Annotated in this window: 24 protein-coding genes; 10 read left to right on the top strand and 14 right to left on the bottom strand. The window is 69.8% G+C overall.

Annotation, left to right across the window (positions count from 1 at the left end; translation table 11 throughout):
* Positions 1-6 precede the first annotated feature (6 nt).
* Entirely contained in the window at positions 7-429 is a 423-nt protein-coding gene (locus ACYCO6_RS29400; RefSeq protein WP_459765960.1) for an RT0821/Lpp0805 family surface protein, read from the top strand.
* Between the two features lie 58 nt (positions 430-487).
* Here the strand turns inward: ACYCO6_RS29400 and ACYCO6_RS29405 are convergent, their stop codons facing one another.
* Complete coding sequence (locus tag ACYCO6_RS29405) at positions 488-784, bottom strand: hypothetical protein (RefSeq protein ID WP_459765962.1); 297 nt, start codon at positions 782-784, stop codon at positions 488-490.
* A 353-nt stretch (positions 785-1,137) separates the two neighbouring features.
* Here ACYCO6_RS29405 and ACYCO6_RS29410 point away from each other — a divergent pair, with 353 nt between their 5' ends.
* From ACYCO6_RS29410 to ACYCO6_RS29430, 5 genes are all read left to right on the top strand, one after another.
* Positions 1,138-2,751 (top strand): glucosamine inositolphosphorylceramide transferase family protein, encoded by a 1,614-nt coding sequence (locus ACYCO6_RS29410; protein ID WP_459765964.1) that lies wholly within the window; start codon positions 1,138-1,140, stop codon positions 2,749-2,751.
* 110 nt (positions 2,752-2,861) lie between these two features.
* The gene (locus ACYCO6_RS29415; protein WP_459765966.1) at positions 2,862-4,838 is read left to right on the top strand and encodes a monovalent cation:proton antiporter-2 (CPA2) family protein; all 1,977 of its coding nucleotides are present in this window, start codon (positions 2,862-2,864) and stop codon (positions 4,836-4,838) included.
* A gap of 8 nt (positions 4,839-4,846) precedes the next feature.
* Positions 4,847-6,280 (top strand): MATE family efflux transporter, encoded by a 1,434-nt coding sequence (locus ACYCO6_RS29420; protein ID WP_459765968.1) that lies wholly within the window; start codon positions 4,847-4,849, stop codon positions 6,278-6,280.
* Positions 6,281-6,446: 166 nt separating this feature from the next.
* Positions 6,447-7,193 carry a DUF937 domain-containing protein gene (locus ACYCO6_RS29425; RefSeq protein WP_459765970.1) on the top strand — a complete coding sequence of 249 codons (747 nt, stop codon included), beginning with the start codon at positions 6,447-6,449 and terminating at the stop codon, positions 7,191-7,193.
* 75 nt (positions 7,194-7,268) lie between these two features.
* Entirely contained in the window at positions 7,269-7,586 is a 318-nt protein-coding gene (locus ACYCO6_RS29430; protein WP_459765972.1) for a cupin domain-containing protein, read from the top strand.
* Positions 7,587-7,620: 34 nt separating this feature from the next.
* Here the strand turns inward: ACYCO6_RS29430 and ACYCO6_RS29435 are convergent, their stop codons facing one another.
* The gene (locus ACYCO6_RS29435) at positions 7,621-8,073 is read right to left on the bottom strand and encodes a hypothetical protein (protein WP_459765974.1); all 453 of its coding nucleotides are present in this window, start codon (positions 8,071-8,073) and stop codon (positions 7,621-7,623) included.
* 291 nt (positions 8,074-8,364) lie between these two features.
* Between ACYCO6_RS29435 and glyA the strand changes: the two genes are divergently transcribed.
* The 4 genes from glyA (at position 8,365) to ACYCO6_RS29455 (ending at position 12,035) form a co-directional block, all read left to right on the top strand.
* Positions 8,365-9,669, top strand: coding sequence for a serine hydroxymethyltransferase (gene glyA, locus ACYCO6_RS29440; protein ID WP_459765977.1), 1,305 nt, complete (start codon positions 8,365-8,367; stop codon positions 9,667-9,669).
* Between the two features lie 102 nt (positions 9,670-9,771).
* Positions 9,772-10,305 (top strand): transcriptional regulator NrdR, encoded by a 534-nt coding sequence (nrdR, locus tag ACYCO6_RS29445; RefSeq protein ID WP_459765979.1) that lies wholly within the window; start codon positions 9,772-9,774, stop codon positions 10,303-10,305.
* Complete coding sequence (ribD, locus tag ACYCO6_RS29450) at positions 10,302-11,411, top strand: bifunctional diaminohydroxyphosphoribosylaminopyrimidine deaminase/5-amino-6-(5-phosphoribosylamino)uracil reductase RibD (protein WP_459765981.1); 1,110 nt, start codon at positions 10,302-10,304, stop codon at positions 11,409-11,411. The genes nrdR and ribD overlap by 4 nt, the downstream gene beginning before the upstream one ends.
* Positions 11,412-11,414: 3 nt before the next feature.
* Complete coding sequence (locus tag ACYCO6_RS29455; protein WP_459765983.1) at positions 11,415-12,035, top strand: riboflavin synthase; 621 nt, start codon at positions 11,415-11,417, stop codon at positions 12,033-12,035.
* A gap of 6 nt (positions 12,036-12,041) precedes the next feature.
* Here the strand turns inward: ACYCO6_RS29455 and ACYCO6_RS29460 are convergent, their stop codons facing one another.
* The 12 genes from ACYCO6_RS29460 to ACYCO6_RS29515 form a co-directional block, all read right to left on the bottom strand.
* The gene (locus ACYCO6_RS29460) at positions 12,042-12,470 is read right to left on the bottom strand and encodes a PaaI family thioesterase (RefSeq protein ID WP_459765985.1); all 429 of its coding nucleotides are present in this window, start codon (positions 12,468-12,470) and stop codon (positions 12,042-12,044) included.
* A gap of 199 nt (positions 12,471-12,669) precedes the next feature.
* Positions 12,670-14,247, bottom strand: coding sequence for a SpoVR family protein (locus ACYCO6_RS29465; RefSeq protein WP_459765987.1), 1,578 nt, complete (start codon positions 14,245-14,247; stop codon positions 12,670-12,672).
* A 49-nt stretch (positions 14,248-14,296) separates the two neighbouring features.
* Positions 14,297-15,598 carry a YeaH/YhbH family protein gene (locus tag ACYCO6_RS29470; RefSeq protein WP_459765989.1) on the bottom strand — a complete coding sequence of 434 codons (1,302 nt, stop codon included), beginning with the start codon at positions 15,596-15,598 and terminating at the stop codon, positions 14,297-14,299.
* A 190-nt stretch (positions 15,599-15,788) separates the two neighbouring features.
* Positions 15,789-17,741: a PrkA family serine protein kinase gene (locus ACYCO6_RS29475; protein ID WP_459765991.1), complete on the bottom strand. Its 1,953-nt coding sequence runs from the start codon at positions 17,739-17,741 to the stop codon at positions 15,789-15,791.
* Positions 17,742-17,960: 219 nt separating this feature from the next.
* On the bottom strand, positions 17,961-18,404 hold the full coding sequence (locus ACYCO6_RS29480; RefSeq protein ID WP_459765993.1) for an Ig-like domain-containing protein: 444 nt from the start codon (positions 18,402-18,404) through the stop codon (positions 17,961-17,963).
* A 119-nt stretch (positions 18,405-18,523) separates the two neighbouring features.
* A complete protein-coding gene (locus ACYCO6_RS29485) occupies positions 18,524-18,943 on the bottom strand; it encodes a hypothetical protein (protein ID WP_459765995.1) in 420 nt (139 codons plus the stop codon).
* Between the two features lie 90 nt (positions 18,944-19,033).
* On the bottom strand, positions 19,034-19,528 hold the full coding sequence (locus tag ACYCO6_RS29490) for a MerR family transcriptional regulator (protein WP_459765997.1): 495 nt from the start codon (positions 19,526-19,528) through the stop codon (positions 19,034-19,036).
* A 111-nt stretch (positions 19,529-19,639) separates the two neighbouring features.
* Complete coding sequence (locus ACYCO6_RS29495) at positions 19,640-19,957, bottom strand: integration host factor subunit alpha (protein ID WP_459765999.1); 318 nt, start codon at positions 19,955-19,957, stop codon at positions 19,640-19,642.
* A 167-nt stretch (positions 19,958-20,124) separates the two neighbouring features.
* The gene (locus ACYCO6_RS29500) at positions 20,125-21,132 is read right to left on the bottom strand and encodes a beta-ketoacyl-ACP synthase III (protein ID WP_459766001.1); all 1,008 of its coding nucleotides are present in this window, start codon (positions 21,130-21,132) and stop codon (positions 20,125-20,127) included.
* Positions 21,133-21,238: 106 nt separating this feature from the next.
* Positions 21,239-22,273 carry a phosphate acyltransferase PlsX gene (plsX, locus tag ACYCO6_RS29505; protein ID WP_459766003.1) on the bottom strand — a complete coding sequence of 345 codons (1,035 nt, stop codon included), beginning with the start codon at positions 22,271-22,273 and terminating at the stop codon, positions 21,239-21,241.
* 133 nt (positions 22,274-22,406) lie between these two features.
* Positions 22,407-22,922: a YceD family protein gene (locus tag ACYCO6_RS29510; RefSeq protein ID WP_459766005.1), complete on the bottom strand. Its 516-nt coding sequence runs from the start codon at positions 22,920-22,922 to the stop codon at positions 22,407-22,409.
* Complete coding sequence (locus ACYCO6_RS29515) at positions 22,919-23,494, bottom strand: ubiquinol-cytochrome C chaperone family protein (RefSeq protein ID WP_459773779.1); 576 nt, start codon at positions 23,492-23,494, stop codon at positions 22,919-22,921. Before ACYCO6_RS29515 ends, ACYCO6_RS29510 begins: the two co-directional genes overlap by 4 nt.
* Positions 23,495-23,677: the final 183 nt, after the last annotated feature.

Consider the following 23,677-nt stretch of genomic DNA (forward strand, 5'->3'; position numbering starts at 1 on the left):
GCCCTGATGTTGAACACGGCCCTCTGTGGCTGCAGCCAGCCGTTGCTCGTGTTCCGGGGGGAGGCCGCGCCGCCGCGCGTGGCCGAGGAGCCCGCGGTCACCGGCAGCATCGAGAAGCGACCCGTGAGCTTCGGGGATGACCTTGCCGAGGAGGATTGGCGGCGCGCCCGCGCGGCCTTGACCGTGGCGCTGGATCCGCAGGGCAACGGCCGCCCGGTGAAGTGGGACAATCCCGAGACCGGCCTCCACGGCACGGTCAATCCGACTGGCCTTCCCTATGTTGCGGAGGACCTGATCTGCCGCAACTTCCTCGCCTCGGTCATAGGGCCAGAGCGCAGCCGCTTCGTCCGCGGCACCGGCTGCAAGCCATCCGGGGGCGCGTGGACGCTCAAGCGAATCCGGACCGCGACCGGGCCCGCGCGCTCCTGACGATGTCCGGATGGTGGCGCCGGGCACGCGCCATGCGGCACCCGGCGGTATCGACTGATCAGTAGGGGTAGCCGTAATAGGGCCGCATGCGCAGGCGCGGCTGGGCCGCCGGCGGGGCGGCGTAACGGGCCGCGGCCTCCGGATCGTAGGCCCGGATATACGGGTCGAGGGCCGGGTCGCGATAGTTGCCGTTGTTGACCCCGGCCGAACGGTCGTTGCCGCTGAGTGCGGCGTAGGGCGAGAGCCCGCTGCCGCTGTCGCCGCCACCGCCGCCGCCTCCGAAGGCGAAAGCCGCGCCGGGGATGCCGACCATGAGCACCGCCGCGAGCGGCAGTGTCAGCGTCTTGCGCGTCATGTCCTGTCTCCGCAACACATCTTCCGAGCGAACGGCCTCGCTGACGGGGGGTTCCCGCGCAAGGCTCACAACCGCCGCGCGGCACGATATCACGGCGGCGTAACATCGGGTTATCGCAGCGTACGAAATCTAACGTATTAACTGACGTTCTGGATCAGTCAGCAGAGATCGCTCTGGATTGAAGCGGCCGACCGGTAGACAAGCAGCCAGACTTGCTTGATCGTAGCGTGGAGCAATAGCTCCTTAACCCGCAGCGCCCGTATCCGCGGTCATTGTCGGGTAATTTCAGGGTCCCGGTCCGCCGTGAGGGTCGCTACGAAGTCCGGCACGCCGCGCGCGGGCCTATCCGGCTGATGGAGCGGTCGATCGGAGGCGTGGACCGGCCGCCTGCCGGCGGCGGCCGAGCACCGGTCTGGCCAGAGCCGCGGGTGGCCAGCTCATCCCCGTCGGTGCGGACGGTCATCGTGCGGCTCGACCGCCGGACCCTGCGGGGCTGGCACATCCGTCTCCTCGATCAGCTAGGCCAGCGGCCCGACCGCCGCGTCCGGGTCACCTGGACCAAGGGGACGGACGGGCTGCCCCCGAACGCGGAACTGCTGTTCCGGCTGGAGGCGGCGATTCACGGCCTGCCCCGCCCGGGCCTGGCGACTGCGGCCGAGCCGGTGGCGCTGGCGCCCTACGAGGCAGCGCCAGATGCCGGCCGTGAGGACAGCGAGGCCGACCTCATCCTCGACCTCTCGGGCACGCCCGCGGGACCGGGCTCCACGCCGATATGGCGGCTCGATTTCGACGGAATGCCGGGCGAAGCCGGCCTGCTCGCCGCACTCTTCGCCCACCGGGCACCGGTGGCGGCCCTGCGCGGACCGGACGGCGTGCCGTTGGCGGTCGGGCGCCTCGGCGCGGAGTCGCACACCGTGATGCTCGCCGCCTTCGAGGATTATCTCGCCCGGACCATCACGCTGATCGCCGCGGCCCTCGATGGAGCCGCCTCGCCGACGCTTCCGGACGGCACCGAGGCGCCGCTGCAACCGGCGACGGCGTTCGACCTCGGCGGCCTCGGAGCCGGGCGCCGCGCCGCCGAAGGGCTCGCCCGGCAGATCGCCCGCAGGCTCTACGCTCTCTGCTTCTACAGCCCGCAATGGCGGGTTGGTTGGCGACGGGTCGTGGGACCCGACCTGATCGACCTGCGCCGGCACCCGGAGAGCGGCTGGACCGACCTGCCCGACGATGGACGGCGCTTCTACGCGGACCCGTTCGCCATCGCCCGCGGCGGGGACGTGACCCTGTTCGTCGAATCGTTCGACTACCGCCGCGGCAAGGGGGTGATCGCGGCCGTGGGCTTCGATGAGCGAGGACCGCGCGGCCAGCCGGAACCCGTGCTGGAACTCGAGACGCACCTGTCCTATCCGTTCGTGTTCGAGGCGGACGGGCAGGTCTGGATGATCCCGGAATCCCACGCCTCCGGCACGATCGACCTCTATCGCGCCACCGACTTCCCCCGGGGCTGGGTTCACGAGGCGGTGCTGGTGGACGGCGTCGTGGCGGGCGACGCGACGCTTCTGCACCATGGCGCCCGCTGGTGGCTGTTCGCCACCGTGCGCGCGGGCGGAGGCAGCTACTCCGACACGCTGCACCTCTGGCACGCGTCGCATTTCCGCGGCCCCTGGACGCCCCACCGGCACAATCCGGTTCTGATCGATGTCGGATCGGCGCGGGCCGCCGGCCCAATCGTGGCGCGCGACGGCGCCCTGATACGGCCGGTCCAGGATTGCCGCCGGGGCTACGGCGCGGCGCTCGGCCTCGCCCGGATCCTGCGGCTCGACGAGGGTGGCTACGCGCAGCGGGTCGAGACCCGCCTCGGCCCCGGGGCGGCCTGGCCCGGCTCGCGCCTGCACATGCTGAGCGCGGCCGGCGGCTTCGAGTTCATCGACGGCTCGCGCCGGGCACGGTCGCGCTTTCTGGGGTGATCGCCCGCTTGTGCCGAACGGCACCCGGACACGGCTCGCATCCCGGCGCCGCGCGCGCTAAGCGGATGGCTCACGTGCGCGAACCGAGAAGAACCGCCGGGACGATCTTCATGGCGAGCCCCGTCGAACATGCGAGCTTCCTGCCGCCGGTCCTGACCTTCCTGTCGGCGGCCGTGATCGGCGTCCCGGTCTTCCGGCTGATCGGCCAGAGCGCCGTGCTCGGCTACCTCGTGGCCGGCGTGCTGATCGGGCCGTCCGGCCTGTCGCTGATCGCCGAGCCCGACACCGCCGCCAGCGTCGCCGAGATCGGCGTCGTGCTGCTCCTCTTCATCGTCGGCCTGGAGCTGCACCTGTCGCAGCTCGTCTCGATGCGCCGCGACATCTTCGGCCTCGGGACGGCGCAGCTCGTCGTCTGCGCCCTGGTGCTCGGCGGCGCGGGCGTGCTGGCGGGACTCAGTTTCGGCGCGGCCGCGGTGATCGGCCTCGCGCTAGCCCTCTCGGCGACAGCGGTGGCGCTCCAGCTCCTCGAGGAGCGGGGCGACCTCGGCAGCGCCTATGGGGGCCGGGCCTTCGCGGTTCTGCTGTTCCAGGACCTCTCGGTGGTGGGCATCCTGGCCCTGATGCCGCTGCTGGCCTCGGCGGGCGAGGCGACCGACGCGTCCTGGCTCGGGGAGGCAGCGGTCTCCACCGGCAAGGCGCTCGCCGCGATCCTCACGGTGGTGCTGGTCGGCCGCTACGGCCTGAACCCGTTCTTCCGGCTGCTGGCGGCCAGCGGCGCCCGCGAGGTGATGACCGCGGCGGCGCTGCTGGTGGTGCTCGGCACGGCGCTGCTGATGGAGCAGGTCGGCCTGTCGATGGCGATGGGTGCGTTCCTGGCCGGCATCCTGCTCGCCGAGTCGAACTTCCGCCACCAGCTCGAAGCCGACATCGAGCCGTTCCGCGGCATGCTGCTCGGCCTGTTCTTCATGAGCGTCGGCATGTCGATCGACGGCAACCTCGTGCGCGAGGTCTGGCCGGCGCTGTTCGGAGCGACCCTCGGGGCGATCCTCGTGAAGGTCGCCCTGGTAGCCGGGCTGTTCCGGCTGTTCGGCTCGGACACGCTGGGGGCGCTCCGGGGCGCGGCGGTCCTGGCGCCTGCGGGCGAGTTCGCCTTCGTGCTGCTGCCGCAGGCCGAGGGTCTGGGGCTCACCGGCGCCACGGCGACGCGCTTCGCGGTGGCACTCGCCGCGCTCACCATGCTGATCGGGCCGATCGCCGCCAAGGGCCTCGACAAGCTGATCGAGCGGCACAACGCCCGCAGCACCCTCGAGCTGGAGGAACCCTCTTCGGACCTCGCCGAGAGCGGCGACGCGCGGGTGCTGGTGATCGGCTTCGGGCGCTTCGGGCAGGTGCTGACGCAGGTGCTGCTCGCCGAGGGCATCCCGGTCACGGTGATCGACAAGGACGTGGAGCAGCTGCGCGCGGCCTCGCGCTTCGGCTTCCGCATCTATTACGGCGACGGCACCCGGCTCGACGTGCTGCGGGCCGCCGGGATCGGCCGCGTCGAGCTGGTCTGCATCTGCGTCGACGACCGTGAGGGCGCCCTCAAGATCGTCGACATCGTGCACGAGGAATTCTCTAGCGTCCGCACCTTCGTGCGCGCCTACGACCGCCTGCACGCGGTCGAGCTGATGAACCGGGACGTGGATTACCAGATCCGCGAGACTTCCGAATCCGCCCTCGCCTTCGGGCGGGCGGCGCTCGAGGGCCTCGGCCTGTCGCCGGAGGCGGCCGCGGCCCGGGCCGACGACGTGCGCAAGCGCGACATCGCCCGCTTGGTCCTGCAGCAGGCGGGTGCCCTGCCGGACGGCTCCAGCTGGATGCGCGGCGCCGCGGCGGGGCTGAAGCCCGAGCCGCTCACCGCCCCCGTACGCCCCGCCCGGGCGCTCAGCACCGAGACCCGCGACCTCGTAGGCAGCGACCGGCGCGAGGCGGCCGAGCGGCTCCTGGAGAAGCCCGCACTCGCGCCGCACGAGACCGATGCCGCCGAGGCGGAGGGCGATGCGGATCCTGAGCTCGAGGCGGAAGGCAGCGTCCGGGATGCGTGACGGCCCGGATGCCTGACGGTCCTCCCCCGGCGGAGAGGGGCCGCTTCGTCACCGGGTCGATCCTCCGGCACGTGGTCGTGATGGCCGCCACCGGCTCGGTCGGGCTGATGGCGATCTTCGTCGTCGATCTGCTGTCGCTGTTCTACGTCTCGAAACTCGGCGACCCGAACCTTACCGCAGCGGTCGGTTTCGCGGGGATCGTGCAGTTCTTCGCCACCGCGGTGAATATCGGCCTGATGATCGCCGCCGGCGCCCTGGTGGGCCGGGCGGTGGGGGCGTGTGACCCGGCGGCACGGCGCCTCGCCGCCTCGGCCCTAGCCCTGGGCAGCCTCGTGGCCGCCCTCATCGCGGCGCTGATCGCCGTCCTGATGGATCCGCTGCTGGCCCTGATCGGCGCCAGAGGGGAAGCCGCGCGGGCGGCCGAGCTGTTCCTGCACATCACCCTGCCGTCGAACGTGCTGCTCGCCGCCGGCATGCTGTTCACCGGGCTGCTGCGCGCGGTGGGCGCAGCGCGGCAGGCGATGCTGGTGACCCTGGCCGGCGCCCTCGTCACGGCCTTCCTCGATCCGCTGCTGATCTTCGGGGCGGGCCTCGGTCTCGAGGGCGCGGCGATCACCGTCTGCGTGGCGCGGGCGACCTTCGTGGCGGTGGGCCTGCGCGGCGTCGCCCGTCACGGGCTGCTCGGCCTTCCGCGCCTCGCCGACCTGCCGTCCCACGGGGCCGCCCTGGGATCGGTCGCCGGGCCGGCCGTGCTGACCAACCTCGCTCCGTCGGTGGCGAGCGCCTTTCTGGCACGCTTGTTTGCCGGCTATGGCGCCGATGCCGTCGCGGCCGCGGCCGTGATCGACCGCCTGACGCCGGTGGCCTTCGGCGGCCTCTTCGCCCTGTCGGGGGCGATCGGGCCGATCCTGGCGCAGAACTGGGGCGCGGGCCGGTTCGACCGGATGCGCGGTGTCCTTCGGGAGTCGGTCCGGGTGACGCTCGCCTACGTGGCTCTGGTCTGGCTCGTCCTCGCGCTCGCCCGGGGGCCGCTGGCGGCCCTGTTCGGGCTGCAGGGTGTCGCGGCCGAGCTGTTCGGCTTCTTCTGCCTCGTCGGCGGTGCGATCTGGTTCTTCAACGGCCTGCTGTTCCTGGGCAACGCCGCCTTCAACAATCTCGGCTTCCCGGTGCGCTCGACCCTGCTCAACTGGGGTCGGGCAACGCTGGGCACCATGCCTCCCGCGATGCTGGGCGCAGCACTCTACGGCCCCCGCGGCGTGCTGGCGGGCATGGGTCTCGGCTCCCTGGTCTTCGGAGCGCTCGGCATCCTGCTGGCCCGCCGCACCGTGGACCGCCTGGAGGGTACGGGTCCGCGGATCCGGGCGCCGGAGGGCGCGCCGGAGGCGCCTCACCGGGCCGTGCCGCTGCCGGCCGGCCACGCCCATCCGGGGCCGGTGAGCTGAGGCGGCCGTTCGACCATTCGGGTGCGGCGCGGCGGCGATACGGCCCGATCCACCGAGCCGAACTGGGTCATGCGCAAAGTTCCGCGCGCGGGAACTGGTATTTCCCCGCGCAAAGGATCACGATGCTTCGTCCCGGCCGGTCCGACCGGGACAGGATCGAGGCGTCATGTTCAACCCGCTCGAGATGTTCCAGGCGCAGGGTGAGGCCGGGCTCCAGGCCATGGCCCAGCAATTCGGCCTGACGACCGAGCAGACAGCCCGCGCCTTCGAGGCGCTGATGCCGGCCCTGACGCTCGGTCTCCAGCGCAGCGTCGGCCTGGATCCCAGCAGCTTCGCCCGGATGTTCGGGATGCCCGAAGCGACGCGGCCGGCCGCACCGCAAGGCTTCGACGCGCTCAGCCAGATGTTCGGGTCGGCCCAGCTGATGCAGGCGGTGCTGCGGCAGGCCTCCGCCACGAGCGGCGTCGGCGCGCAGGTCCTTCGCCAGATGCTGCCGATGATGGCAGGCGCTGTCGTGGCGAGCATCGTCCACGTCATGCTGAACCAGCCGCCGGTCGAGACCGCGCAGGCGCGGCCGGCCCCGCCGCCCCCGCCGATCCCCTTCCCCTTCGGGCCGGTCTGGGCTGAGATGGCCAAGGCCCTGATGCCCGTCGCCGAACCGCCGGCCCCAGTCCCGGCCGCAAAGCCTGCCCCCAAGCCATCGGACATGAAGGCTGCCGAGGCCGGCTCCGACATGCTCCAGCAGATGATCCGCACCGGCGCCGAGGTGCAGGGCAACAACATCCGGGCGATGCAGGAGCTGTTCGAGACCTTCTGGCCCACGAGCAGCCCGTCGCCCGAGGCCAACGCGCCGGCCCGCGATCCGGCGGCTCCCAAGACGCGGCGCGGACGCCCCTCTGGCGGAACCGGTTGACGCAGGGATCGGAGCCGGGCCGCCATTGACGCGGCCGATCCGGGTCGCCTGTCCTGCCCCCGAGGAGATGCATCGATGACCGATCATCTGACCGCCTGGATTGATCGCGCGGAGAGCCTCGCCGGCAACGGCGTCGCCAAGCGCGAGATCCCGAGCGTGGGCGCGAGCCTCGTGCGCGTGGTGGTGCCGGCAGGGGTCTCGGCGCCGCGCCACAGCCACGATCACGAGCAGTTCGTGCAGGTCATCTCGGGTTCGGGGGTCCTGGAGACCGAGCAGGGCCGCAAGCCGTTCGCCACCGGCAGCGTGTTTCACTTTCCGGCCGGAGAGTGGCATGCCGCCGCCTTCGAGACCGAGACGGTGCTGATCGAGACGAACCTTACGGCGCAGGGCTGACATAGGTCTCGACGACCGGCCTTCGGGTACTGCCTCAGCCGGCTGAGGGGCCGCTGAAAGTCGCCTCCAACCTTGCGACGCTGGCCAATGTGTCGTGGGCATGGCGGATGGCGTCGTCAGCGGCGAACAGCTTGCCCTCTTGCGGGTCGAAGGCGATGCCGCCCAATCGCTCCACACAGGCAGCGACCGCCATCCAGGTACCGGCGCAGCCTGCAAACGTGGCGAAGTAGAACGCGCAGGCGAAAGCCCGAGGACCTCCGAAGTCTATCTCCGGATAGATTTCAGTCAGATCCGAGATCGGGATTATTGAACACTCGAAGCCGGCTTGGCGGCCCTGCCTTTGCGTAACGACGACAGAGCCACTGCCGCCGCACCGCCTGCCATCGCAGCCGCGCAGCTGATCCTGCCTGAACCCAGCCTTGATTTCCAGAAAGCGCAGAGCAGTGAAAGAAAGATTAAGTCGGACTTCGGCAACGGCGTCATTCAAAGCCACATCATGATCATGACTTTGCATAGCGGCCCTGCCCGGCCACCGTGTTCACTTTTCATTCTATGATTTTTTCCTTATATTAAGCGATTCGCGATCTCGCCGGGACAATGCGCCGATCGCCAGCTGACGGCGTGCAGGCATCCACCTGCGGCAAATTATTCTTTGCGTACGGCCAAAATGCCTGTGCTTGGCCTGAGCGGCCGGCGCGTGTAGGAATCCCCGTTCCAACGCCCGCCCGTGCACGCCGACGAAGGCCGGGCATCGCCCCTACCAGAACAGAGGCAGACCATGAGCGCCGGTACCGCCGCCGACAAGCACTTCTCCAACAGCTTCTTCGCGGCCCCCCTGACGGAGGCCGATCCCGAGATCGCCGAGGCGGTGGCCAAGGAACTCGGCCGGCAGCAGCACGAGATCGAGCTGATCGCCTCGGAGAACATCGTCTCCCGCGCCGTGCTGGAAGCTCAGGGTTCGGTGCTGACCAACAAGTACGCCGAGGGCTATCCGGGCCGGCGCTACTACGGCGGCTGCCAGTTCGTGGACATCGCCGAGGATCTCGCCATCGAGCGCGCCAAGCGCCTGTTCGATTGCGGCTTCGCCAACGTGCAGCCGAATTCCGGCTCCCAGGCCAATCAGGGCGTGTTCCTGGCCCTGATGCAGCCCGGCGACACGTTCCTCGGGCTCGACCTCGCCGCCGGCGGCCACCTCACCCATGGCGCTCCGCCGAACGTCTCTGGCAAGTGGTTCAAGCCGGTCTCCTACACGGTGCGCCGTGAGGACCAGCGCATCGACATGGAGCAGGTCGAGCGCCTCGCCCACGAGCACAAGCCGAAGGTGATCATCGCGGGCGGCTCGGGCTACCCGCGTCACTGGGACTTCGCGAAGTTCCGCGAGATCGCCGACGCAGTCGGCGCCTACTTCATGGTCGACATGGCGCACTTCGCGGGCCTCGTGGCCGCCGGCGTCCATCCGTCGCCGTTCCCGCATGCCCACGTCGCCACCACGACGACCCACAAGACGCTCCGCGGCCCGCGCGGCGGCATGATCCTGACGAACGACGAGGCGCTGGCCAAGAAGTTCAACTCGGCGATCTTCCCCGGCCTCCAGGGCGGCCCGCTGATGCACGTCATCGCCGGCAAGGCCGTGGCCTTCGGCGAGGCGCTGAAGCCCGAGTTCAAGATCTACGCCCGCCAGGTGGTGGAGAACGCCAAGGCGCTCGCCGACACCCTGATCTCCGGCGGCTACGACATCACCTCGGGCGGCACCGACAACCACCTGATGCTGGTCGACCTCCAGCGGAAGGGCCTGACCGGCAAGGCCGCCGAGGCCGCGCTGTCGCGGGCGCACATCACCTGCAACAAGAACGGCGTGCCGTTCGACCCGCAGAAGCCGACCATCACGTCGGGCATCCGGCTCGGCACCCCGGCCGGCACCTCCCGCGGCTTCGGCGTTGCCGAGTTCAAGCAGATCGGCGGCCTCATCGTCGAGGTGCTGGACGGGCTGGCCGCCAAGGGCGAGGCGGGCGACAGCGCGGTCGAGGCCGACGTCAAGAGCCGCGTCCACGCGCTGACGGACCGGTTCCCGATCTACGGCTGAGGTCCGAGCGGAGCCGGCCTTCCGGCTCGCCCCCGAGTGGATTAGGAAACGGCCGCGGATCCGACCGGTCCGCGGCCGTTTTCATGCCCGAGACACAGACCCATGCGCTGTCCCTATTGCGGCGGCTCCGAGACCCAGGTGAAGGACTCGCGGCCCTCCGAGGACGGCGCCGCGATCCGGCGTCGCCGGGTCTGCCCGGATTGTGCCGGCCGCTTCACCACCTTCGAGCGGGTGCAGTTGCGCGAGGTCGTGGTGCTCAAGCGCTCCGGCAAGCGCGTGCCCTTCGACCGGGACAAGCTTCAGCGCTCGATCGACGTGGCGCTTCGCAAGCGCGCCGTCGACCCGGAGCGGATCGAGCGGCTGGTCAGCGGCATCACCCGGCAGCTCGAGAGTGCCGGCGAGCCCGAGGTGACCTCCGAGGCGATCGGCGAGCTGGTGATGGCGGGGCTCAAAGGTCTCGACGACGTCGCCTATGTGCGCTTCGCCTCCGTCTACAAGAATTTCCGCGAGGCGAAGGACTTCGAGGACCTGCTCGGCACGCTGAGCGACGGCACTCTGGTGCCGTCGGAAGCGCCGGGGCCGGAGGCCGAGCCGGACCCCGAGGCACCGGGGCGGCGCCGCGCCGGACGCTCATGAGCGACGATACCAATTTCATGCGCCTCGCCCTGGCGCTGGGCCGGCGCGGCCTCGGCAGCACCTGGCCGAACCCGTCGGTCGGCGCCGTCGTGGTCGAGCCCGGGACGGGGCATATCCTCGGGACGGGGGCGACGGCGCCGGGCGGGCGCCCGCACGGGGAACCCATGGCGCTCGCGGCTGCGGGAGAAGCCGCCCGGGGCGCGACCCTCTACGTCACCCTGGAGCCCTGCTCGCATCACGGCCGCACGCCGCCCTGCACGGACGCGATCCTGGCGGCCGGGATCGCCCGGGTCGTCAGTGCCGTCGAGGATCCGGATCCGCGCGTGGCGGGGCGCGGCCACGATCTCCTGCGGCAGGGGGGCGTGGCCGTTGAGACCGGCCTGTTGTGCGCGGAGGCCGCCCGGGACCATATCGGCCACGTCACTCGGGTCCTCCGCGGTCGCCCGGCCCTGCACCTCAAGCTCGCCCGCACCCGCGACGGCTTCTGCGCGGCGGCCGGCCCCGAGCGCCTGCGGATCACCGGGCCGGTGGCGGACGGGGCAGTCCATCTCTGGCGGGCCCATGCCGACGCGATCCTCATCGGCATCGGCACGGCCCGGGCCGACGACCCGTCGCTGACGGTGCGGCTGCCGGGACTGGCGGGGCGCTCGCCCCTGCGGATCGTCCTCGACACGCATCTGCGGCTCTCGCCCGCGAGCGTGCTCGCCCGGACCGCCCGCGACGCGCCGGTCGTGGTCCTCACCACCCGCTCCGCCCCGGCCCATGCCCGCCGGGCCCTGGAAGCACTCGGCGTCGAGGTCGCGACCGTGCCGGCGGACGCCACCGGCCGGATCGACCTGCCGGCGGCCCTGGCCCAACTGGGGGAGCGCGGCCTGACGCGTCTGTGCAGCGAGGGGGGACCCCGCCTTGCGGAGGCGCTCGCCCGGGCCGATCTGATCGATGCCTGCACGCTGGTCACCGGGCCGGCGGAGCTGGGCGAGGCCGGCGGCCTGCCGGCGCTGGGCCCCGGCCTGACGGAAGCCCTCGCGGGCGACCGGTTCCGTGAGGCCGAGCGGCTCCGGCTCGGCCCCGACGAGGCGGTGACCTACGAACGCAACAGGACGTAAGCGATGTTCACGGGGTTGGTCAGCGACGTCGGCACGGTGGTCTCGGTCTCGGGCGAGGGTGACCTGCGCCGGATCGCAATCCGCGCGTCCTACGACCCGGCCACGATCGCGCTCGGTGCCTCGATCGCCTGCTCGGGCCCGTGCCTCACAGCGGTGTCGGTGGAGCCGGTCGGGGACGGCTGCGTCTTCGCGGTGGACGCCGCCGCCGAGACCCTGGCGCGCACCACCGTGAGCTCCTGGACCCCGGGCAGGCGGATCAACTTGGAACGCTCCCTGAAGATCGGCGACGAACTCGGCGGCCATCTGGTCACCGGCCATGTCGACGGGCTCGCCGAGATCGTGGCGCGCGAGAGCGTCACGGCGGGCGCCTGGGGCCCGAGCGAGCGCTTCACCCTGCGGGCGCCGGCAGCCCTGGCGAAATTCATCGCCGAGAAGGGCTCGGTCTGCCTCGACGGCACCTCGCTGACCGTGAATTCGGTCATGGGCGACCTGTTCTCGATCCTGCTGATCCCCCACACGCTGCAGGTCACCACCTGGGGTGAGCGCCGCGAAGGCGACCGGCTGAACCTGGAGGTCGACCTGATCGCCCGCTACGCCGCCCGACTCGCCGAGGCGCGGGCCTGAGCGTCCTCAGCGCGGCGGTATCGAGTAGGTGCCGGTTGCGTGGCAGACGAGATCCGCGCTGCCACCGGCAGTGATCAGCACCTCACCGACGGCCAAGCGGCGGCCGAGCTTCAGCAGCCGGCACTCCGCCAGGAGATCGCCCGAGGCGGGCTTGCGCAGGAAGTTGAACGTCAGGCTCGTGGTCACGGCGAGCGCCACCGGCCCGATATTGGCGAGGATCGCCGCGTAGAGGGCGTAGTCGGCGAGCGCCATCATGGCTGGGCCCGAGACCGTCGCGCCCGGGCGCAGGAAGCGCTCATGGGCTTCGAGCCGCATCCGCGCCGAGAGCGGCCCCACGGCCTCGAGATGGTAGGCGCGCCCACCGGCCTGCATCTGCGGGAATTCGCGGTCGAGGAAGGCGGTGGTTTCCGCGAGGCTCAGGATCGTGGCGGTCATGCCCGCTTGCAGCATGGGCGGCGTGGCGGGGCAATCAGGCTGAACCCATCCATCCCCCTCATCCTGAGGTGCCGGAGCGCAGTGGAGGCCTCGAAGGAGCCCTCCAGCCGGCCGCGCGATCCCCGGAGGCCTCCTTCGAGGCGGCTGTGCCGCACCCCAGGATGAGGACGCGGATAGGACAAGCCGCCTGCAGCCCTGATCAGAAGAAGATCGGCCGCGCGCTGGCAGTAATCTCGCCGAGCACCGCGCCGGTGCCCGGCTCGATCTCCTTGAGCACCACGTCGTAGCCCCAGAGGTCGGCGAGGTGCTGGAGGACGCGCTTGGCGTCGTCCTTCTGCAGGGTGATCCGGTTGAGCGCCTTGTGGTGCAGGATCAGGCGCCGGTCGCCTTCCAGATCGACGTCCACCACCTCGATGTCGGGATCGAGCCACGCCACGTCGTACTGGCGCGCGAAGGCCCGGCGCAGCTTGCGGTAGCCGCGCTCGTCGTGGATCGCCTCGACCCGCAGCTCCGGCTCCTCCGGATCGTCGACCACGTGGAACAGGCGCAGGTCGCGCATCAGCTTCGGCGACAGGAACTGCTGGATGAAGCTCTCGTCGCGGTAATTCTCCCAGCAATCGCGCAGCACCGCCATGGCGTCCCCGGTTCCGGCGATCTCCGGGAACCAGTCGCGGTCCTCGGCGGTCGGCTGCTCGGCGATGCGGGCGATGTCCTGCATCATGGCGAAGCCGATCGCGTAGGGATTGTGCCCGCCATAGGAGCGGTCATCGTAATTCGGCTGCCGGATGACGTTGGTGTGCGACTGCAGGAACTCCAGGTAGGCCGCCTCGGTGATTTGACCGGATTCCGAGAGGGCATTCATGATCCGGTAGTGGCAGTAGGTGGCGCAGCCCTCGTTCATCACCTTGGTCTGGCGCTGGGGGTAGAAATACTGCGCCACCAGCCGGACAATGCGCAGGATCTCGCGCTGCCAGGGGCGCAGACGCGGCGCCACCTTCTCCAGGAAATAGAGGATGTTCTCCTGCGGCAGTTCGAGCAGCGCCTTGCGCCGCTCGGCGGCGGCGTCTGACCGCACCGCGCCGGTCTTCTGCGGCAGGGTCCGCCACAGGTCGTTATAAATCTGCTCCCCGTGCTCGATCCGCTCGCGCTCGCGGCGCTGCTCGGAGGCGAGGTCCGGCCGCTTCTTGCGCGGGTAGCGGTGGACACCCTGGCTCATCAGCGCGTGGGCGGCGTCGAGCACCTGCTCCACCGCCTGATGGCCGTAGCGCTCCTCGCAGCGGGCGATAAACCCCTTGGCGAAGTCGAGATAATCGAGGATCCCTTCCGCGTCGGTCCACTGGCGGAACAGGTAGTTGTTCTTGAAGAAGTGGTTGTGCCCGAAGGCGGCGTGCGCGATGACGAGCGTCTGCATCGTCGCCGTGTTCTCCTCCATCACGTAGGAGATGCACGGGTCGGAGTTGATGACGATCTCGTAGGCGAGCCCCATGAGGCCGCGTCGGTAGCCGGCCTCGTGCTGGGCGAAGTGCTTGCCGAAGGACCAGTGCTTGTAGAACAGCGGCATGCCGATCGACGCGTAGGCGTCGAGCATCTGCTCGGCGGTGATGATCTCGATCTGGTTCGGGTACCAGGACAGGCCAAGCTGCGGCCCGGCGACGGCCTCGCAGGCGTCGTGGATGCGCCGGATGGTGTCGAAGTCCCAGTCGTTGCCGGTGAACAGCGGCTTGTCGACCTTGACGGCCGGCGCGCTCACCCTGGGTCGGCTCAGGCTGGTCACCATGGAACCCTCATGACATCCGCCCCTCCCCCTTGAGAGGAGGGGCCGAACACTACGCCTCTGCCTCGGCGCGCGCGTCCTTGCGGCCGAACAGCTCGCGGAACACCGGGTAGATCTCCCGGCGATGGTTGACCTTGCGCATGGCGATCGGGCCCCCGGCCTTGGCGATCGCCTCGTAGGTCCGCCACAGGGTGGTGCGGTGCTCCACGAAGCCGGCACGGGGGCCGTTCTCGTCGCCGACCTCCAGATAGGCGAAGTGCTGGCAGGCCGGCAGGATATGGGACCGCAAGAGCTCCGTCGCGGTCGGCCCGTCGGAGGAGACGTTGTCGCCGTCCGATGCCTGGGCGGCGTAGATGTTCCAGTCGTTGGGATCGTAGCGCTCGGCGATGATGCGCTTCATCTCCACCAGCGCCGAGGAGACCAAAGTCCCGCCGGTCTCGCGGGAGCCGAAGAAGGTCTCCTCGTCCACCTCGGTCGCCCGGTCGGTGTGGCGGATGAAAACGATCTCCACGTGGCGGTAGCGGCGCGTCAGGAAGATGTGCAGCAGGATGTAGAACCGCTTGGCGAGGTCCTTCATGTGCTCGGTCATCGAGCCGGACACGTCCATCAGGCAGAACATCACGGCCTGGGCGATCGGCCGCGGATAGGGCTCGAAGCGGCGGAAGCGCAGGTCGATCGGATCGACATAGGGGATGCGCTTGGCCCGCTCGCGCAGCTTGTGAAGCGCGTGCTCGAGATCCGGTCGCTCCGGATCGCCCTCGCTCAGCTCGGCAAGACGCGCCTCCAGGGCCGCGACTTCGTCGGGCTTCGGGCGCCTGAGGGCGATCCGCCGCGACATCGAGTTGCGCAAGGTCCGGGTGAGCGCGAGGTTGGCGGGCGAGCCCGTCACCGTGTAGCCGGCCCGGCGCAGCCCCTCGGTCTCCACCACGGCGAGCCGGCGCTTGGCGAGGTCCGGAAGCTCGAGGTCTTCGAGGAACAGCTCCAGAAACTCCTCGCGGGTGAGCACGAAGCGGAATGCGTCCTCGCTGTTCTCGCCGCCCTCACCCCCCTCGCCCGAGCCGCGACCGCCGCCGCTGCCCGGGGGCCGCTCGATCGTGTCGCCCTCCACGTAGGTTTTGTTGCCGGGCAGGATATGGTCCTGCAGGCCGGTGCCCGGCTGGCGAGCGAAGCGGGGCTCGCGCACGCCGTCGGCCGGCACGGTCACCCGGCCGTCCTTGCCGAGATCCTTGATGTCCTTCTCACGGGCAGATTCGCGCACCGCGCGCTGAGCCACGTCCTTCACGCGGCGCAGGAAGCGCTGGCGGTTCGGGAGGCTCTTGCCGCCCGGGTTCAAACGTCGGTCGACGATGTGCATCCGCTGCGAAAACCCTCGTCCGCGTGTTCCGGCCGGGCCCGGACCCTGATCGTACCATGCTGTTGCCCGAGGGATGGATCCCTCTTTCGCAGCAGGCCCGAGAACCTCACCGGCTGGTCGTCCGAAACTGTGGCGGCGGAGGGTCGGAACTTGGCCCGGCCGGCTGTGACTCGGCCGGGCTCCCCGTCCCTCAGCCGGCCTGCTTCACCCGCATGTACCATTCCACCAAGCGGCGGACCTGCCGCTCGGTGTAGCCTCGCTCGACCATGCGCTCGACGAACTCGCCGTGCTTCTTCTCCGTCTCGCCGTCCTTCTTCGAACCGAAGGAGATCACCGGCAGCAATTCCTCCACTTGGGAGAACATCCGCCGCTCGATCACCTCGCGCAGCTTCTCGTAGGAGGTCCAGTTCGGGTTGCGGCCCCCATGCTGGGCGCGGGAGCGCAGGGCGAACTTCACCACCTCGTTGCGGAAATCCTTCGGGTTGGCGATCCCGGCGGGCTTCTCGATCTTGGTGAGTTCCTGGTTCAGCAACTCGCGGTTGAGGAGCTGGCCCGTCTCCGCATCCTTGAAGTCCTGGTCCTCGATCCAGGCATCGGCATAGTCGATATACCGGTCGAACAGGTTCTGGCCGTAATCGTGGTAGGATTCGAGGTAAGCCTTCTGGATCTCGTGGCCGATGAACTCCGCATAGCGCGGAGCCAGCTCGGTCTTGATGAATTCCAGGTATCGCTTCTCGGTCTCGGGCGGGAGCTGCTCCCGTTTGAGCGCCTGCTCCAGCACGTACATCAGGTGCACCGGGTCGGCCGAGACCTCGGTGGTGTCGTGGTTGAAGGTCGCGGCCAGCACCTTGAAGGCGAAGCGGGTCGAGATCCCGTCCATGCCCTCGTCGACGCCGGCCGTGTCCTTGTACTCCTGCATCGAGCGGGCTCGGGGATCGACCTCCCGCAGCGACTCGCCGTCATAGACCCGCATCTTCGAGAAGACGTTGGAATTGGCGTGCTCCCGCAGGCGGGAGAGCACCGAGAAGCGGGCCAGCATCTCCAGCGTGCCGGGCGCGCAGGCCGCGTCCGACAGTTCGGAGCCGGAGATCAGCTTCTCGTAGATCCGCTGCTCCTCGGTGACGCGCAGGCAGTACGGGACCTTGATCACGTAGATCCGGTCGATGAAGGCCTCGTTGTTCTTGTTGGTCTTGAAGGTCTGCCACTCGGCCTCGTTCGAGTGGGCCAGGATCACGCCGGTGAACGGGATCGCGCCGATATTCTCGGTGCCGACGTAGTTGCCCTCCTGCGTCGCGGTGAGCAGCGGGTGTAGCATCTTGATCGGCGCCTTGAACATCTCGACGAATTCGAGAATGCCCTGGTTCGCCCGGTTCAGGCCGCCCGAGTACGAGTAGGCGTCGGGATCGGCCTGCGACAGGGTCTCCAGGCGGCGGATGTCGACCTTGCCGACCAGGGACGAGATGTCCTGGTTGTTCTCGTCGCCCGGCTCGGTCTTGGCGATGGCGATCTGGCGCAGGCGCGAGGGCCGGACCTTGATCACCTTGAAGCGCGAGATGTCGCCGTTGAACTCGTCGAGACGCTTGAGCGCCCAGGGGCTCATCAGGCCGGTGAGGCGCCGGCGCGGGATGCCGTAGCGCTTCTGGATCTCCTCACCCAACGTCTCGGGGTCGAACAGCCCCAGCGGGCTCTCGAAAACCGGCGAGACCTCGTCCCCAGCTTTGAGTACGTAGATGGGGTGGACCTCCATGAGCGACTTCAGCCGCTCGGCCAGCGACGACTTTCCGCCGCCCACCGGGCCGAGCAGGTAGAGGATCTGCTTGCGCTCCTCCAGACCCTGCGCGGCGTGGCGGAAGAACGAGACGATCCGCTCGATCGTCTCCTCCATGCCGTAGAACTCGCGGAAAGCCGGATAGGTCCGGATCGTCCGGTTCATGAAGATCCGGCCGAGGCGCGAGTCCTTGGAGGTATCGACGAATTCGGGCTCACCGATCGCCGAGAGGATGCGCTCGGCGGCCGAGGCGTACATCAGGGGCTCGTCGCGACAGGCCTCCAGATACTCGGAGAGCGTCATCTCCGTGTCGCGGCGGGCCTCGTACCCTCGGGCGAAGCTCTGGAAAAGGTCGTTCGTCGCATGCATGGGCATTCGATAACCCTCTCAGACCGTGACAGCTTCATCCTGTCTCGGCTCGGATGCAACCGACAGGCCCGCTTTTGTCGCAGTGCGGCGAGCATGGCGGTCGGCATGTCGATTGCTTGCAACACTCCCGCGACCTGACCGCGGCACAGACGAGACTCCGTGCCGCCTCAGAACGCGTGTCGGAAGCCGCAAAGCTGGACCGGAATTGCGAACGTCCGTCCCGGCTCACAAATCCGTGCCCTCTTTCTTGGACTCGTCCCCTGATTTGGAGGCCGATGTCCCGACCGTGATCTTGACGGTCTGCGTCTGGACTTGCCCGTCGGAGCTCTTCACCTCGAACGTCACTTCGTCGGTCCCGGTGAACCCGCTGTTCGGCTGGTAGAACAGAGCCTGCACCGCAGCTTCCTTGTTGGGGCAGCGATAGCTCGCCGGGGTCTTCAGCTTGCCAACCTTGGTGATCACCGATCCGTTCTTGGGCGGCCCGGAAACCTTGAACTCGGGCATCGGCCCAGGAGAACAATCCTTTTTGAGGTTAGGCGCGATCTCCAGTCGCACCGTCTTTCCGGGCGCGACCGTCTTGGCCCGCGTCGCCGTGGCCTGGGCCAGCGCCGGCCCGGCGAGCATCAGGCTCCCAGCGAGCAACGCGGCGAGGGGACGAAGGTCGATCATGACGGCGTCTCTCCGGTGCCGATCCGGGGCCTGCCTCCGGACTTGGCTCCGGGTGCCCCTTCTTCGGTCGAGAGCATGTGGGGACGCTGCGCGCGGCCGTCGAGGGCACCCGGCTCTGCTTAATTCTGCAGCACCGCCGCGACGACTCCGGTGACGCGGGCGATCTGCGCGGCATCGAATTCACCGGCCAGGGCGGCGGCGAGCCGCGCCTCCACCCGGGCGCGCTCCCCGACATCGGCGGTGGGCACAGGCGGAATCTCGTCCTCGGCGAGTCGGCACACGCGGCGGATCGTCTCCGCCGCCGCGCGTAATTTTTCCCGGTCGGTGGGACCCATCTCCCAGAGCGGGTTGCGCAGGCGGCTGATCACGCGCCGAGCGTCACGATACTCCCGGTCGACATTGGTCGCGGCCTCGATCTGGCTGACGAGGAACATCAATTCCAGCACTTCGGAGGCCGCCTCGGGGCAGGTGCGGACGATCCGCATGATGCGGGCCATCAGTTCCTGGCTGGGCGACAGCTTGGATTTGGGGACGGCCATGCGGGCGACAACGCGAATTCCTGCCGGAAAGTTCGCCTTCCCCGTGCAAGAGCGCGGCCGGGCGGATTGGGGCAGTCGCGGCCCGCAGCGTCACGGCGCGTCGTCGCGAACCTCGCGCAGGCCGTCGAGCAGGGCGCGGCAGGCGCGCAGCTCCGCCAGGGCCGCCGCGAGCGCCGCCCGGTCCGAATCTCCGAGCCCCCGGCTCCGGGCACCTGCCCCCGCCTCATCGACGTCTTGGACCAGGGGCTCGGCTGCCACGGCCTCGCCGCGACCCACCGCCTGAACGAAGCGGACTCCGTTCTCCTTGAGCACCCGCTGTGCCCCCGCGATGGTGTAGCGCCGCACATGCAGGAGGTGCCGGATGCCGGCGACGAGTTCGACGTCCTGGGGCCGGTAGTAGCGCCGCCCCCCTGCCCGCTTCACGGGGCGGATCTGGCCGAAGCGGGTCTCCCAGAACCGCAGCACGTGCTGGGGCACGTCGAGTTCCTCGGCGACCTCGCTGATCGTGCGGAAGGCGTGAGCGCTCTTCTCGCCACTCCCGGCATTCTGGTCGACGGTCTGTTCGGCGGCGAGGGCTGGCGGCATGGCTGTCTTGCGGATCGGCTCGGGACGGCATGATCTTGCCGCTCCCCGCGCCCGTGCTCAACCCTCGCTTGGATCCGCGTGCGGATATCGCCACGGCGCAGGGGCCATGGTCTATTCGTCGTGCTGGCCCGTACCGTTGAGGCCGTTGATCTTGGCCTTGAGCACGTTTGAGGGCTTGAACACCATCACTTGGCGCGGCTCGATCGCGACCTCGACCCCGGTCTTGGGATTGCGGCCGACGCGCTTGCCCTTGCTGCGCACCACGAAGGAGCCGAACGAGGACAGCTTCACCGTCTCACCGCCCGCCAGGCAGGCGCAGATCTCCGAGAGCACGGTCTCGACGAGGGCAGCCGACTCGGTCCGCGACAGGCCCACCTGATGATAGACGGCCTCGCTCAAGTCGGCGCGCGTCACCGTCTTGCCTGCCATGCCGTGTCCCCTCGCCCACATCTCTCGCCCCATGGCGTCGGGCGCGGCACCCGCGGCCGCGCCGAACGCTGAAGGCGTATCCCTATGATCCGGCACGCTAATCGGCGCTCCGTCCCCGGTCAACCGCGCCTGGCCGCCGAATCGTTGCGGGCCTGTCACCCGAGGGGTCACCAGCGGATCAGCGCCGCCCCCCAGCTGAAGCCCCCACCGATGGCCTCGATCATCACGAGGTCGCCGGCGCGGATGCGACCGTCCCGCCGCGCCACATCGAGAGCCAGGGGAATCGAGGCCGCCGAGGTGTTGCCGTGGCGGTCCACCGTCAGCACGATCTTCTCCCGGGCGATGGCGAGCTTGTCGGCCGAGGCCTCGATGATCCGGCGGTTGGCCTGGTGCGGCACGAACCAGTCGAGCTCGGCCGCGGTGATGCCGGCCTGCTCGAAGGCCTCGACGATCACGTCGGTGACCTGCCCGACGGCGAACCGGAAGACGTCGCGGCCCTCCATGCGCAGGTGGCCGGTGGTGCCGGTGGAACCCGGCCCGCCGTCGACGTAGAGCTTCGTGCGGTGCCGTCCGTCCGAGCGCAGGCTGGTGCTGAGGACCCCGCGGCCGTCCGCATCCTCGCGCGCCTCCAGCACGATCGCTCCGGCCCCGTCACCGAACAGCACGCAGGTGGTCCGGTCCTCCCAGTCGACGATCCGCGAGAACGTCTCGGCGCCGATCACCAGCGCCCGGCGGGCCGCCCCGGTGGTCAGGAACTTGTCGGCGGTCGAGACCGCGAACACGAACCCGGCGCAGACCGCCTGCAGGTCGAAGGCGGCGCCCTGGCCGATGCCCAGGGCCGCCTGGATCTGGGTGGCGGTCGCCGGGAAGGTATGGTCCGGGGTCGAGGTCGCGCAGATGATGAGGTCGATGTCGTCGCCCGTCAGCCCGGCATCGTCCAGGGCCGCCCGGGCGGCCCGGGTTCCGAGCACCGAGGTGGTCTCGTCGGCCGCTGCGATGTGGCGCTGGCGGATTCCGGTGCGCTGGACGATCCACTCGTCCGACGTGTCGACCTGCTCGGCGAGGGCCGCGTTCGTCACCACCCGCTCGGGCAGGCTCGACCCGGTCCCGACCACCACCGAGCGGAGGGCTGGCGCGCGCCGGGCCTGGGCGGGGTCTGTGCGGAGGGTTGCCATATTTGTCCTTCCCGGACGGCGCCGGCTTCACGAGCGTCAGCTGTGTCGCCGCAACCGTCCGATTTCCATCCCGTCCATCGACGGGCGTTCAGGCCGGCACCGGCCGTCAGGCCGGCGCCAGGGCCGCCGTCTGGTCGAGCATTTCGCGGATCGTACGGATCATGTCGTGCCGGGCCATGTCGTGCGCCAGATCGATGGCCGCCGCGAAGCCCTGCGCGTTCTCCGAGCCGTGGCTCTTGATGACGATGCCTTCCAGGCCGAGGAAGACGCCGCCGTTAGCGCGGCTCGGGTTCATCTTCTCCCGCAGCGCCCGGAAGGCCTGCCGGGCGAACAGGGCGCCGATTTTGGCGGCCAGCGTCCGGGTCATGGCGGCGCGCAAATAGGTGGCGATCTGCTTGGCGGTGCCCTCGGCGGTCTTGAGGGCGATGTTTCCCGTGAAACCCTCGGTCACGACGACATCCACCGTGCCCCGGCCGAGGTCTGTGCCCTCCACGAAACCGTGGTAGGCGAGCCCCGGGCTGTCCATCTCGCGCAGGATCCGGGCGGCCTCCTTGACGGCCTCGTTGCCCTTCATCTCCTCGGTGCCGACATTGAGCAGGCCAACGGTCGGCCGATCGAGATCGAACACGATGCGCGCCATGGCCGAGCCCATCACGGCCATCTCGACGAGATGCTCCGCGTCCGTGCCGATTGTCGCGCCGACGTCGAGCACGATGCTCTCGCCGCGCACCGTCGGCCACAGGCAGGCGATGGCCGGACGCTCGATGCCCGACATCGTCTTCAGGCAGATCTTCGACATCGCCATCAGGGCGCCGGTGTTGCCGGCCGATACGCAGGCATCGGCCTGCCCGTCGCGCACCGCCTGGATCGCCTGCCACATGGAGGACTTGCCCCGCCCCTGGCGCACCGCCTGGCTCGGCTTGTCGTCCATCGCCACCGCCACGCTAGTGTGGCGGATCTCGACGCAATCCTTGAGCCGGGGCTCCTTGGCGACGAGCGGCGCGATCACGGCCTCGTCGCCGAACATCAGGAAGGTGGTGCCGGGATGACGCTCGCGGGCGAGGGCCGCGCCGGGAACGACCGTGGAGGGCCCATGGTCGCCGCCCATGGCGTCGAGCGAGATGCACACGCGTTGGGACATGTCGTTAGCGGATCACGGGTCTCGGCGGGAAAAGGCGGGACGGGCCCCGCCGGGCGCGGCGGACCATAGCGATACCGGCCCGGCGGGCAAATGAAATCGGGCGGCCCGCAGTTCCGGGCGGCCAACAGGAGCCTCAGCCCTCGCCGTCACGGAGCTTGCGGAGGCTATCGAAGGGCCCCGCATCCTCACCCACCACGACGGGCTCGAAGGTGATGCCGGGTTTGCGGGGATAGGGATCGAGGCCCAGGGCCAGGAACTCGGCGGTGAGCGCCCCGAAATCGATGCGCCCGCCCACGAGCGGGTCGGGGATGTCGGCGTCCTCGGCATCAGTGCCGACGAGCCGGTCGGTATCGGTGAACACCACCTCGACCGGTTCACGAACCGGCGCCTCGAAGGGTTCAAGGCTGACGGTGCAGACCTGCGTCACCTGAGCCTCCACGGTACCGGTCACGGTGAGGCGGCTGGTGGGGCCCTCGATCGCGAAGCGACCGACCAGATCGCGGATGCCCGGGATGCCGAAATCGGCCGCGAGCGCCGCACATTCGGCCGGGCTCGCCTCCACGGTCACGGCGCCGCGCCCCTGAGGCAGGCGCTCGACATTGACCCAGCGCGAGAGCGGGCCGTTGTCCTGGCTGCTGTCTCGGGTCACGCGATATCTCCTGCTCTGGTTCCAGCCGCTCCCGGCGAGGGTGCGAAGCCGTCCGGCTCCGGAAAGGGCAGCGCGGCGCTGAGGAGCCCGTCGAGATCGACCCCGGCGAGAGCAGCGTCGGCCGCCTGCACGTAGGCGGCGAGACCCGCTCCATCACCCTCGCCCCCGAGCACGTTGCGCCCGAGGACCGTCGCGAGGGCCGCGGCGTCACCGGCGTTGAGGGCCGCGTCGTAGCCCTCGGCGCGACCGTAGAAGGCGGCACCGAGCTTCTTCATCCGCTTCGAAACGCCCATGTCGCCGACACCCAGTTCGCGCAGAGAGGCGTCGAGCTGGGTGAAGACCGAATTCACGAGATCCTGCGCAACCTCGGTGGCCGGGGGCGGTAGCCGGTTGAGCCGACGCAGGATCAGGATGGCGTGCAGGCACAGGGCCTCGAACCGGCCCTCCACGGTGTCGGGCACGCCGAGGCGCGTATACAGACCCGGCCGGCGCGCGGCCATGCTCAGGGCGAGGTGCAGCCCCTCGATGGCGCGCCGCCGCGCGTTCGCCCGCCGGAACAGTCCGGCGATCATCGGTGTCCCATCCCGGCCGGTCGGGTCGCCCTGCGAGAGGCGGCCCCCTGTGGCCAAGCTTGCCTTGTCAAAGCCATAACCCCGCGGTACGGCAACCCACGCCCAGGGCGCAAGCGCCGTCGGAGTCCCGTGCCGGCGGCATCGGTTGCGCCCCCGTCCGTCCACACGTTCTCTGGGGGCCCG

Source organism: Methylobacterium sp. CM6257 (assembly GCF_054611515.1).

What these genes read in the sequence shown, in the direction of transcription:
- ACYCO6_RS29500 (WP_459766001.1), bottom strand. Translation starts at nt 21,132, where the DNA reads ATGGCAACCCTCCGCACAGACCCCGCCCAGGCCCGGCGCGCGCCAGCC.
- ACYCO6_RS29455 (WP_459765983.1), top strand. Translation starts at nt 11,415, where the DNA reads ATGTTCACGGGGTTGGTCAGCGACGTCGGCACGGTGGTCTCGGTCTCG.
- ACYCO6_RS29480 (WP_459765993.1), bottom strand. Translation starts at nt 18,404, where the DNA reads ATGATCGACCTTCGTCCCCTCGCCGCGTTGCTCGCTGGGAGCCTGATG.
- ACYCO6_RS29470 (WP_459765989.1), bottom strand. Translation starts at nt 15,598, where the DNA reads ATGCACATCGTCGACCGACGTTTGAACCCGGGCGGCAAGAGCCTCCCG.
- ribD (WP_459765981.1), top strand. Translation starts at nt 10,302, where the DNA reads ATGAGCGACGATACCAATTTCATGCGCCTCGCCCTGGCGCTGGGCCGG.
- ACYCO6_RS29490 (WP_459765997.1), bottom strand. Translation starts at nt 19,528, where the DNA reads ATGCCGCCAGCCCTCGCCGCCGAACAGACCGTCGACCAGAATGCCGGG.
- ACYCO6_RS29485 (WP_459765995.1), bottom strand. Translation starts at nt 18,943, where the DNA reads ATGGCCGTCCCCAAATCCAAGCTGTCGCCCAGCCAGGAACTGATGGCC.
- ACYCO6_RS29460 (WP_459765985.1), bottom strand. Translation starts at nt 12,470, where the DNA reads ATGACCGCCACGATCCTGAGCCTCGCGGAAACCACCGCCTTCCTCGAC.
- ACYCO6_RS29430 (WP_459765972.1), top strand. Translation starts at nt 7,269, where the DNA reads ATGACCGATCATCTGACCGCCTGGATTGATCGCGCGGAGAGCCTCGCC.
- ACYCO6_RS29515 (WP_459773779.1), bottom strand. Translation starts at nt 23,494, where the DNA reads ATGATCGCCGGACTGTTCCGGCGGGCGAACGCGCGGCGGCGCGCCATC.
- plsX (WP_459766003.1), bottom strand. Translation starts at nt 22,273, where the DNA reads ATGTCCCAACGCGTGTGCATCTCGCTCGACGCCATGGGCGGCGACCAT.
- nrdR (WP_459765979.1), top strand. Translation starts at nt 9,772, where the DNA reads ATGCGCTGTCCCTATTGCGGCGGCTCCGAGACCCAGGTGAAGGACTCG.
- glyA (WP_459765977.1), top strand. Translation starts at nt 8,365, where the DNA reads ATGAGCGCCGGTACCGCCGCCGACAAGCACTTCTCCAACAGCTTCTTC.
- ACYCO6_RS29405 (WP_459765962.1), bottom strand. Translation starts at nt 784, where the DNA reads ATGACGCGCAAGACGCTGACACTGCCGCTCGCGGCGGTGCTCATGGTC.
- ACYCO6_RS29420 (WP_459765968.1), top strand. Translation starts at nt 4,847, where the DNA reads ATGCCTGACGGTCCTCCCCCGGCGGAGAGGGGCCGCTTCGTCACCGGG.
- ACYCO6_RS29425 (WP_459765970.1), top strand. Translation starts at nt 6,447, where the DNA reads ATGTTCAACCCGCTCGAGATGTTCCAGGCGCAGGGTGAGGCCGGGCTC.
- ACYCO6_RS29495 (WP_459765999.1), bottom strand. Translation starts at nt 19,957, where the DNA reads ATGGCAGGCAAGACGGTGACGCGCGCCGACTTGAGCGAGGCCGTCTAT.
- ACYCO6_RS29415 (WP_459765966.1), top strand. Translation starts at nt 2,862, where the DNA reads ATGGCGAGCCCCGTCGAACATGCGAGCTTCCTGCCGCCGGTCCTGACC.
- ACYCO6_RS29410 (WP_459765964.1), top strand. Translation starts at nt 1,138, where the DNA reads ATGGAGCGGTCGATCGGAGGCGTGGACCGGCCGCCTGCCGGCGGCGGC.
- ACYCO6_RS29400 (WP_459765960.1), top strand. Translation starts at nt 7, where the DNA reads ATGTTGAACACGGCCCTCTGTGGCTGCAGCCAGCCGTTGCTCGTGTTC.
- ACYCO6_RS29465 (WP_459765987.1), bottom strand. Translation starts at nt 14,247, where the DNA reads ATGGTGACCAGCCTGAGCCGACCCAGGGTGAGCGCGCCGGCCGTCAAG.
- ACYCO6_RS29475 (WP_459765991.1), bottom strand. Translation starts at nt 17,741, where the DNA reads ATGCCCATGCATGCGACGAACGACCTTTTCCAGAGCTTCGCCCGAGGG.